At 65.6% G+C, this 9339-nt stretch carries 9 protein-coding genes; 2 read left to right on the top strand and 7 right to left on the bottom strand.

The window, feature by feature from the left end:
- The 3 genes from AC1DSN_RS13345 to AC1DSN_RS13335 all read right to left on the bottom strand — a co-directional run.
- Positions 1 to 922 (bottom strand): ABC transporter permease (locus AC1DSN_RS13345; protein WP_477331081.1); only part of this gene is annotated, 922 nt, incomplete at its 3' end.
- A 13-nt stretch (positions 923 to 935) separates the two neighbouring features.
- Positions 936 to 2240 (bottom strand): ABC transporter permease, encoded by a 1305-nt coding sequence (locus AC1DSN_RS13340; RefSeq protein WP_477331079.1) that lies wholly within the window; start codon positions 2238 to 2240, stop codon positions 936 to 938.
- 140 nt (positions 2241 to 2380) lie between these two features.
- On the bottom strand, positions 2381 to 3442 hold the full coding sequence (locus tag AC1DSN_RS13335) for an SDR family oxidoreductase (RefSeq protein ID WP_477331077.1): 1062 nt from the start codon (positions 3440 to 3442) through the stop codon (positions 2381 to 2383).
- A gap of 166 nt (positions 3443 to 3608) precedes the next feature.
- On the opposite strand from AC1DSN_RS13335, the gene AC1DSN_RS13330 reads away from it, so the two are divergent.
- Positions 3609 to 4097 carry a dihydrofolate reductase gene (locus tag AC1DSN_RS13330; protein ID WP_063571089.1) on the top strand — a complete coding sequence of 163 codons (489 nt, stop codon included), beginning with the start codon at positions 3609 to 3611 and terminating at the stop codon, positions 4095 to 4097.
- Positions 4097 to 5029, top strand: coding sequence for a Nudix family hydrolase (locus AC1DSN_RS13325; protein ID WP_477298126.1), 933 nt, complete (start codon positions 4097 to 4099; stop codon positions 5027 to 5029). Before AC1DSN_RS13330 ends, AC1DSN_RS13325 begins: the two co-directional genes overlap by 1 nt.
- A gap of 101 nt (positions 5030 to 5130) precedes the next feature.
- Here the strand turns inward: AC1DSN_RS13325 and AC1DSN_RS13320 are convergent, their stop codons facing one another.
- The 4 genes from AC1DSN_RS13320 to AC1DSN_RS13305 all read right to left on the bottom strand — a co-directional run.
- Positions 5131 to 5877: an enoyl-CoA hydratase/isomerase family protein gene (locus tag AC1DSN_RS13320; protein WP_477331075.1), complete on the bottom strand. Its 747-nt coding sequence runs from the start codon at positions 5875 to 5877 to the stop codon at positions 5131 to 5133.
- 83 nt (positions 5878 to 5960) lie between these two features.
- Positions 5961 to 7421, bottom strand: coding sequence for a DUF4139 domain-containing protein (locus tag AC1DSN_RS13315; protein ID WP_477331073.1), 1461 nt, complete (start codon positions 7419 to 7421; stop codon positions 5961 to 5963).
- A 149-nt stretch (positions 7422 to 7570) separates the two neighbouring features.
- Positions 7571 to 8005, bottom strand: a complete 435-nt coding sequence (locus AC1DSN_RS13310; protein WP_477331071.1) for an acyl-CoA thioesterase — start codon at positions 8003 to 8005, stop codon at positions 7571 to 7573.
- Positions 8002 to 9339 (bottom strand): excinuclease ABC subunit UvrA (locus tag AC1DSN_RS13305; protein WP_477331069.1); only part of this gene is annotated, 1338 nt, incomplete at its 5' end. The genes AC1DSN_RS13310 and AC1DSN_RS13305, both read right to left, overlap by 4 nt.

Raw genomic sequence — 9339 nt, 5'->3', positions numbered from 1 at the left:
GTCCCACGATGCCGGCAGCCGTGACCACGAGCAGGGTGACGCAGATCCCGGCGAGCATCCAGGCCAGGCCGCGATCGTTGCGGTAGGCCATGTCGCGCACCTGGCTGAAAGCCATGACGCCATGGGGCTGCGGAATGACACGCCGGGTGCTGAGTGCCTTGAGCGCGTCGGGCACRGAATGCAGCAGCGCCGGAAGTCGCCCGGGTTGTGCCCGGATGACAAAGAACGCGCGGTTATCCGTGATGCGCAGTGGAACGAAGATCGCGTCCTGCCAGCGAATGTCCTCACCACTCCGGGTCTCCGGCGTCTGCACATGATCGACGATGCCGATAATGGTGCTCGGGCGAGCATCGCTGTTGCCGATGTAGATCGCCTTGCCCAGGGCATGCCCGTCGGGAAACGCACGCTGCGCGAGGGTGCGCGTCACGATGACCGTCGGGCTGTCGGCGCTGGCGTTAGGTGCCAGTGCACCGATTTCCTCGGAGCGGAAGTTACGTCCCTCGGCAATCTTGACGCCAAGGGTGTTCAGCGCATGGTCGTCGACGAAGTACAGCGAAGCGCCGTCACTGATGAAATGCTTGCTCATCGGATCCAGCCGGATGCCGCTCTGCCAGCTTCCGCCGAGCAGGGGAAAGGCGTTCGTCGCATAGGCATCCGCCACCCCCGGCAAGGCGCGCAGCATCGCCACATCGGCTGCCTGGCGCGCTGGCACTTCCGCGTCGGGTGCGACCCACGTGTTGTTGACGACCATGAGTTCGCTTTCGGCGATGCCGGTGTCGCGTGACAGGCGGTGCAGGCGCTGCTCAATGACGAAGAGGGCATTGCAGACGATAGCGAGCGTCAACGCGACCTGCAGGGCGATGAGAACGGCACCGGCCTTGTGATAGCGGAGTGCGGCGAGGATAGGGCGGAAGGGCGGCATGACGGACTCCGGGTCAGTTGGCTTTGAGTTGCCATGCCGGCTGCACCCTTGAGGCGCGCCAGGTGGGATAGAACGCCGCGACCAGGGTGCTGGCCAGAGCGACGAGGACCGTGAGGCCGAGCAGGGGTAAGCTCATATGAACGAGGTTCGCGATGGCCGGATCGAACACGGCGCCGATGCACAACGTGCCTGCCGCAGCGAGGACGACGCCCAGCAAGCCACCGGCGAGGCCGACGGAGGCAGCTTCGAGCAGGAACTGCGCATAGATGGCGCCGCGCGAGGCACCGAGCGCCCTGCGGATGCCGATTTCCGGCGCACGACGCATGAACTTCGCCAGTAGCAGGCCGATCACGTTGATCAGGCAGATGACGAGGAAGCCGACGGAAACCAGCAGCCCCATCTTTGCTTCCGGAGGTACGACGTGGCGAACGTCCAGCCACTCCATCACGTTGCGCAAGCGCACGTTCGGCGGCCACGAGAAGCGGCCGTCGCGAGTCTGTCCGGCCGAATAGTCGTTGAGGAACTGGCGGTAAGCGGTGGCGCTGGCGGCATCGGGAAGCTCGGCCCAGAAGCTGACGAAGATGCACTCGGAGTGGACGAAGTTATCCCAGCCTGGCTTGAAAGGACGGTTGCAGAGATTACCGCCGGCAGGATGGAGACCGTCGGCGATGGCGCGTGCGAACGGCATGTAGAGCTCACCCATGTCGCCGAAGCCGCCCTTTGCATCGAGATCGAAGAAGCGTGGCCGCGCTTCCCAGTGACCGGCGACGCCGACGATGCGGAACTGCTTTCCGTCGAGGTCGATCTCACGCCCGACGCTATTGGCGCCGCCGAACACGCGATCGTTGAGGCTCTTCCCGATCACGACCACGCGGGCACGTCCGGCGTCATCCGCCGCCGACCAGGGGGCCCCGAAGAGGAAGGGCACGTCGAACATGGGGAACATGTCGGCCTGCACGGCGTAGCCGCGTGCGGGGGACGCCATCGTGTTCGGATCGTCCGGAACGATGGATACGCCGATCGGATACAGCGGTGTCTGTCGCTTCGCCTTGTGTGCATCGACGAGCGCCATCGCATCTCGCCAGGTGAGCCAGGGCAGCGRCTCACCATCGCTATTGTCCGGCCCATAGTTGTCGATCTGCGCGATGAACAACTGCGATGACTTTTCCGGAATCGGGTCGCCCGACGTGACGCGAAACACCGCGTAACTGGTCATCGACGCCGCGACGCCCACCGCGATCACCAGCACCATCAACAGCGTGAGGACCGGATTGCGCCTGAGGCTGCGAAGCCCGAGTTGCACGTAGTAACCGAACATCGTTGGCGATCCCTGTGGTGTCGTTCCCAGGGGAGGTTAGCAAGGCGTGTGCCATGCGCCGCGCGGCGCCGCGCGGTCACCWTCGTCGCCACGGGCCTGTCCGCGGACAAACGTCCGGCGGACAGGCGGACGTGACCCCTTCAGGGGATCAGTCGCTCCGCGCGCAAACGCTCGAAGGCGTCGAAGAAGGCATCGTCGGTGGGTTGGTAATCGAGGAAGCCGAGGCGGCGGCTCTTCGACATGTCGGTAACGACTTCGATCGGCCGACCCAGGTCGGCGTCGCTGTGCCAGGCGGATACGAGGCGGTGCATATCGGGCTCGAGCAGGCCATGGCGTGTCGCCAACTCCCTCCACACGACGGCATCGTCGGCCATCTGCCGTTCGAGAGGGATAACCTCGCCATCGAAAGGCGCGGCTTCAAGGCCGAACCACGAGGCAAGGCGCGACCACATCCAGCTCCAGCGGAAGACATCGCYGTTGACCACGTTGAAGGCTTCGTTGGCGGCGGCCGGCGTGGTCGAGGCCCATACCAGGTGGCGGGCGAGCTGACGCGCGTCGGTCATGTCGGTGAGACTCTGCCATTGCGCCGCCGAACCGGGAAAGCGGAACGGCCGGCCGGTCGCCTTGCAGATCGAGGCATAGACGGCGAGCGTGGTCGCCATGTTCATGGCGTTCCCGACCGCCACGCCGATCACCGTGTGCGGACGATGCACGCTCCAGGTGAAGCCATCGCGGGCGGCGGCGGCGAACACCTCGTCTTCCTGCGCGTAGTAAAAGTTGTCGACATCGAGGCGGCCCTGCTCCTCGCGGAACGGTGTCTCGGGGAGTGCGCCCTTGCCGTAGGCCTCGAAAGGGCCAAGGTAGTGCTTGAGGCCGGTGACCAGGGCGACGTGACGAACGCTGCCGGTCGGTCGCAGCCCGTCGAGCAGGTGGCGAACCATCGCGGCATTGACTCGTATGTTTTCGCGCTCGTTGGCCTGCCGCGACCAGGTGGCGATGTAGACGTGGGTCGGCGCGATGTCGGCGAGCGCGACACGGGTGCCCTCGGCATCGGTGAGGTCGGCCGCCACGGCTCGTACGGCGGTCTGCGATCCCGGGCGGCGGGCGAGGGCGGCGACCGGCCAGCCGTCCTTGACAAGACGTTCGGTAAGGGCGCTGCCGATGATGCCGCTGGCGCCGACGATGAGGGCTTTGTCGTTCATGGGGAGCTCGGGGAGGGAGGCCCTGTAACCATGGAGCCGCAAGGCGACCGTTCCAACCGTGCGAATCAAACGGGCGTTAGTTTCTTCATCACACGCGGAGGACTACTATCCGGTCCGCAAGGGCCGCCGTGTGCGCCCGTTCCACCTCCCATTCGAAGGAAGCTTCATGTCCGTACACCTGGTTGCCGCGCTCGACGAGAATTTTGCCATCGGCAAGCAGGGAGGGCTGCCCTGGCACCTCCCCGAAGATCTGCGTCACTTCAAACGACTGACCACGGACAAGTCCGTGCTGATGGGGCGCAAGACCGCCGAGTCGATCGGCAAGGCCCTTCCGGACCGTGTGAACTACGTGCTTTCGCGCAAGGGCGAGGCGCCGTATCCGGGCCAGATTACTGTCCGTTCGGTGGCCGAGGCGCAGGCAAGCTGCAACCACGCGGGCCTCATGGTCATCGGCGGCGGCGAAGTCTTCCGCGAGGCGCTGCCGTACGCGCGCACGCTGTACCTGACCTGGGTCTACGCCGCGGTGGATGGCGCCGACGTGTTCTTCCCGGGCATCGATTTCAAGGAATGGGCCGAGGTGTCGCGCGTGCACCACAAGGCCGACAAGGAACACGCCCACTCGTTCGACATGGTCGAATACGTCCGGAACGTCTGATGCATGTCGTTGCCGGCGTCCTCGTCGACGGTGCCGGACGGATCCTGATCGCGCAGCGGCCGCCGGGTAAGCACCTGGCGGGCATGTGGGAATTCCCGGGCGGCAAGCTGGAGCCGGGCGAAACGCCACTGATGGCGCTGGAGCGCGAGCTAGACGAGGAACTCGGCATCGCGGTCGATCCGCTCTCTTTCGAGGCGCTCGTTCGCATTCCGTGGAACTACGGCGAGCGCGGCATGTTGCTTGAAGCGATCCTCGTGCGCGCCTGGACGGGCGAGCCGAAGGCGCTCGACGCGGCCGAGATCCGCTGGCTCGATCCGCGTGATATCGATCCCGCGATGCTCGCGCCCGCGGACCGGCCCATCCTGGCGGCGACGCGGCTGCCGGTGCATTACCCGATCACACCGCCCGACGTGTCGGCCGATGATGCCGTCGCTTTGCTCACGAGCGCGCTGGCGCAGGGTGAGCGGTTGCTTCAGCTTCGCGTGCCAGGGCTGCCGGTCGATGCGTTGCGCGGTGTGGCCGCTCGCGTGCTTCCGGAGCTGCGTGCGTTGGGTGCGACCTTGCTGCTCAGCCGCGATATCGACGGTGCGCTCGCATTCGGCGATGGCGTGGGGGTGCATCTGGCGGCATCGCAGCTCCATGCCCTGGATACGCGACCCTTGCCACTGTCACAGACCGTCGCTGCGTCGTGTCACAACGCGGCCGAACTCGCACGTGCCTCGGCGCTGGGTTGCGACTTCGCGACGTTGTCTCCGGTGCACGCTACGGCGAGCCATCCGGGTGCCGAACCGCTGGGCTGGCCGCGTTTCGCGCAGCTGGCTGAAGCGGCGTCGTTGCCGGTGTATGCGTTGGGCGGGCTCGGGCCGGATGACGGGATGGAGGCGCGGCTGCATGCGGCGCAGGGGGTTGCGGGGATTCGTGGCTTTTTTTGAGCCTCAAAGCATCGCCGCTGAAGCGGCTCCCACAGGGGTGGCCTTGCTCCTTGTGGGAGCCGATTCATCGGCGATAGATCGCAAAGCGATCCTTACTTGGACTATAGCCGCGCCACCAACGCCCTCAACACACCCTGCGTTTCATCCGCAAAGAAATCGTCGATGAAGCCCGGGTCGAGTAGATCGGTCGTATCGCCCCACACCGCCACCAGATCCGCACGCGCAATGGCGCGCGTGCGCAGCATCGCCTTCGGTGGCAACTTGAGCATGTCGGTCATCCACATCACGGCGCGTTGGACGACCTGCTCGACGGTCGCCAGTTCGTCCACCAGGCCGATGACATGGGCCTGCTCGGCATCGACCATGGCGCCCGCGACAAGCAGGCGTTCCGCGCGGTAATTGCCGACGATGCGGCGCATGGCGAACTGGATCGGCTCCGGCACCGACAGGCCCACCTGCACTTCGTTGAGGCCGATCTTGTAAGGGCCGTGCGCCATGATGCGGTAGTCGCAGAACAGCGCGACCACGGCGCCGCCGGCCGGGCTGTGACCCGTAATGGCGGCCACGGTGGGGATGCTCGACGCGGCGATCGCACCGCAGAGGGCGAAGAACTCGTTCCAGAATTCCTGCACGCCCGCGCGATCGCGCTGGATCAGCGCCGGTACGTCCACGCCTGCAGAAAACATGCCCTGCGCGCCGGAGATGACGATGCCGCGCGCACCGTTGGACGGCGCTTCGACGATAGCCTCGCGCAGCGCACGCACGAGATTGATGTCGAACGCGTTGACCGGGGCACGCGCCATGCGGATTTCATGGATGCCGCCGTCGTGCGGAAGGATGTCGAGCATGGGCGCGTGTCCGTCGGTGATGTTGGGGGGATTATGACCGCGCAGTGCGGCGAGGGCATGCCGCACTGCGGCCGGGGCCTGTCTTAAGGGTGCAGGTCCTTGTCCGTCCAGGTGTAGCGTAGGGCGTAGTCGAGGWTGACGGAGCCGTTGGCCGGCACGTCCACCTGGAATTCCAGCAGATCCGGCGTCGACTTCGTCGGCTTGATCGACGAGGACGTCACCGCCCAGGCGCGCCAGCGGCTCGGATGCTCGCGCACCGTGATCGTACGCTTCGTGTCGCCAGCGTTCGTCAGGGTGATCCGGGTGCCCTCGTCCATACGGTGCGAAGTTGCGTCTGCGCTGAAGGAGGTCTGCTCGCGTGTGGCTGTGAGGTCGAACGCATTGCCGAGGGAAACGATCGCATCCTTGTTCTTCGGCGTGTCCTCGAGGCGGCCCTCGCCGAGCAGTTCGGCATAGCCGTCGCGGTCGGTGGTAAGCACACGCACATAGCCCGAGGGCAGGGCGTCGAAGGCCTTGAAGCGCACGTTCGACACAATCGGCGTCGTAGCCGGCATGCCGATGTCACGGTCCGCGCGTAGAATTCCGAAGAAGCGCATGTTCGTGTCGTAGACGGCTTCGCGCTCGCAATCGAGCATGCGGCTTTCGTAGAGTGGTGTCTGCGTCACGCTGCCGTCGGGCAGATCTACCGCCGCACGAAGGGTGTACGTACGCAGGTCGCCAAGCGTGGCCTGCTGCGGTCCGTTCGTCGAGACGTCCATAGCCATCGGGGCCGCGGCGGCCTTGGCCATGAACATCCTCGGTTGCGGCGGTGCCTTGGCACGCTGCGCATCGCCGGCGACGAGCTTCAGGGAGACATCCTTCCAGTCCCGGCCGCTGCGGTTGGCAATGCTGGCCGCGGCGTCGAAGTTCATCTTGCACGAGGCTCCCGGGACAATGGTCGCCACATAGGCGCCCCGCCAGCCCAGTCCGGATGTGGGGTAGTCGAGCTGCGCGGTGGTGTTGCCCGCGTTGCCGCCGGCGACGCGTACCTGCAGGGTGGACCCCCGGGCGAAGTCGGTGGCGTCGGCCGCGCGCAACGCCGCATAGCTCTTGATCAGGCTGGCCTGGCCGTTGGCTTCGCGGATCACCAGGGTGTCGCCGCCACGAACCAGTGTGCCACTGGCGATAGGCTGCCCCGTGGTTCCGATGGCGGTGACGTTATGCCCGACCAGTCCGGCCACGGCACCGTCAAAGCCCTGCCCGAGCAGCAGGCGTTGGGAAACCACCCGTGTCCCTTTGCCGGGGAAGCGCAGCGAAAGCGCTTCGCTGTCCAGGGCGGAGGGGAGGCCATCGATGGAGAGATCCTGCGCGCCGCCCTTCAGGTCGAAGCTGCGACGTTCGTGGACCACGGCGTAACCATCGCCCGATACGGCCTCGCCATTGGTGGCGAAAAGCTGGTCGCCCTCGGCGCGGTAGAGGGTGAGCGCGGTGCGCTCGTCGGTGGCGGCGAAGGCCGGCAGTGCGATGGCACCGGCGATCGCGAGAACAAGCAGACGACGCGACATAGTCTCTCTCCGTGATGATCCTGCGGGATCATACCGGGCGGACGTGAACCGTGACTTTGTGTAGGAGCCGATTCATCGGCGACGGGTGCTGGCGGCCATCTGGCCCGCTGCCGCGGGATCGCCGATGAATCGGCTCCTGCAAGGAGGCGTCAGCCGTTTTCGGCTTCGGCGACGGCGTCGCGGATCGCCTGCGGAAGCGGCACCGGCCTGCCGGTCTTCGTATTGATCCAGACCATGGTGACGCTGCCGTCCGCGTGGATCTTCGTCGCGTCCTGTGAATTGACGATGCGGTGGCCGACGGTCATCGAGCTGTTGCCGATGCGGTTGGAAAACAGTTCGATCTGGATGTCCGCCGGCCATTCGATCGGCAGACGGTAGTTGATCTCGCTGTGCGCCATCACCGGTGCGCCTTCCTCGCTGTACCACTGGCCGGGCAGCATTTGCAGCCACTTCAGGCGTGCTTCCTGCAGATAGACCAGGTAGTTGGCGTTGTTGACGTGGTTGTACGCGTCCATGTCCTGCCAACGAACATCCATCGGCGTAATGAACAAGGGGATCGGCGTGTTCGAAGCGTCGGTACTCATGCGGTTCGTTTCTTCTTCGCGGCAGGAGCCGTCTTCGCGGTGGATTTGCTGGGGGCGGGTTTCTTTGCCGGAGCCGGGGTCGAGGCCTTCGCTGATGCTTTAGCTGGCGCCTTCGTGGCGGCCGACTTGGCGGCAGGCTTTGCAGTCGCCTTCGCTGCCGGTGCTGCAACGGGCGCGAGATGCGATTTCAAGAACCGACCGGTATGCGACTCCTTCGTCGCCGCCACGGTTTCAGGCGTGCCGCTGATTAGAATGCGCCCGCCACCCGATCCGCCCTCGGGGCCGAGATCGATCAGCCAGTCGGCCGTCTTGATCACGTCGAGGTTGTGCTCGATGACGACCACGGTGTTGCCGTGTTCGACCAGCTTGTGCAGCACGTCGAGGAGCTGCTCGATATCGTGGAAATGCAGGCCCGTCGTCGGCTCGTCGAGGATGTAGAGCGTGCTACCCGTGTCGCGCTTGGATAGCTCCTTCGACAGCTTCACGCGCTGTGCTTCGCCGCCGGAGAGCGTGGTCGCGCTCTGGCCGAGCTTGATGTAATCCAGGCCCACGGCTCGGAGGGTCTCCAGTTTGCGCGCGATCACCGGCACCGGCTCGAACAGCTTGAACGCGTCTTCCACCGTCATGTCCAGCACGTCGGCGATGGTGTGACCCTTGTAGAGGACCTCGAGTGTCTCGCGGTTATAGCGTTTGCCGTGGCAGACATCGCAGGGTACGTACACGTCCGGCAGGAAGTGCATTTCCACCTTGATCATGCCGTCGCCTTCGCAGGCTTCGCAGCGGCCACCGCGTACGTTGAAGCTGAAACGGCCCGCCGAGTAGCCGCGCTGGCGCGACTCAGGCACCTGCGCATACAGCTCGCGCAACGGCGTGAACAGGCCGGTGTAGGTGGCCGGATTGGAACGCGGCGTGCGGCCGATCGGCGACTGGTCGATATCGACCACCTTGTCGAACAGCTCGAGCCCTTCGATCGACTCATACGGGGCCGGCTGCTCGCCCGCGCCGTTGAGTTCCATCGCGGCAAGGCGATAGAAGGTGTCGTTGATCAGCGTGGACTTGCCCGAACCGGACACGCCCGTGACGCAGGTGAACGTGCCGACCGGAATACGAACGTCAACGTCCTTGAGGTTATTGCCGGTGGCGCCCTTGAGTTCGATCCACTGGTCGTCACGCGGCAGGCGGCGCTTCTTCGGCACGCGGATGCCGCGCTCACCGGTCAGGTACTGCGCCGTGACCGAGCGCGGCGAGGCGAGGATGTCTTCCAGCGACCCTTGACCCACGATCTCGCCGCCATGCACGCCCGCGCCGGGCCCGATGTCGAGGATATGGTCGGC

The sequence above is a fragment of the Luteibacter sp. P4_D7_3 genome (assembly GCF_056401735.1).
This window is presented reverse-complemented; position numbering and strand designations above follow the sequence as displayed.

Bases quoted from the DNA above. Each gene is read 5' to 3' on its own strand.
- AC1DSN_RS13330 (WP_063571089.1), top strand. From the start codon at position 3,609: ATGTCCGTACACCTGGTTGCCGCGCTCGACGAGAATTTTGCCATCGGC.
- AC1DSN_RS13325 (WP_477298126.1), top strand. From the start codon at position 4,097: ATGCATGTCGTTGCCGGCGTCCTCGTCGACGGTGCCGGACGGATCCTG.
- AC1DSN_RS13320 (WP_477331075.1), bottom strand. From the start codon at position 5,877: ATGCTCGACATCCTTCCGCACGACGGCGGCATCCATGAAATCCGCATG.
- AC1DSN_RS13310 (WP_477331071.1), bottom strand. From the start codon at position 8,005: ATGAGTACCGACGCTTCGAACACGCCGATCCCCTTGTTCATTACGCCG.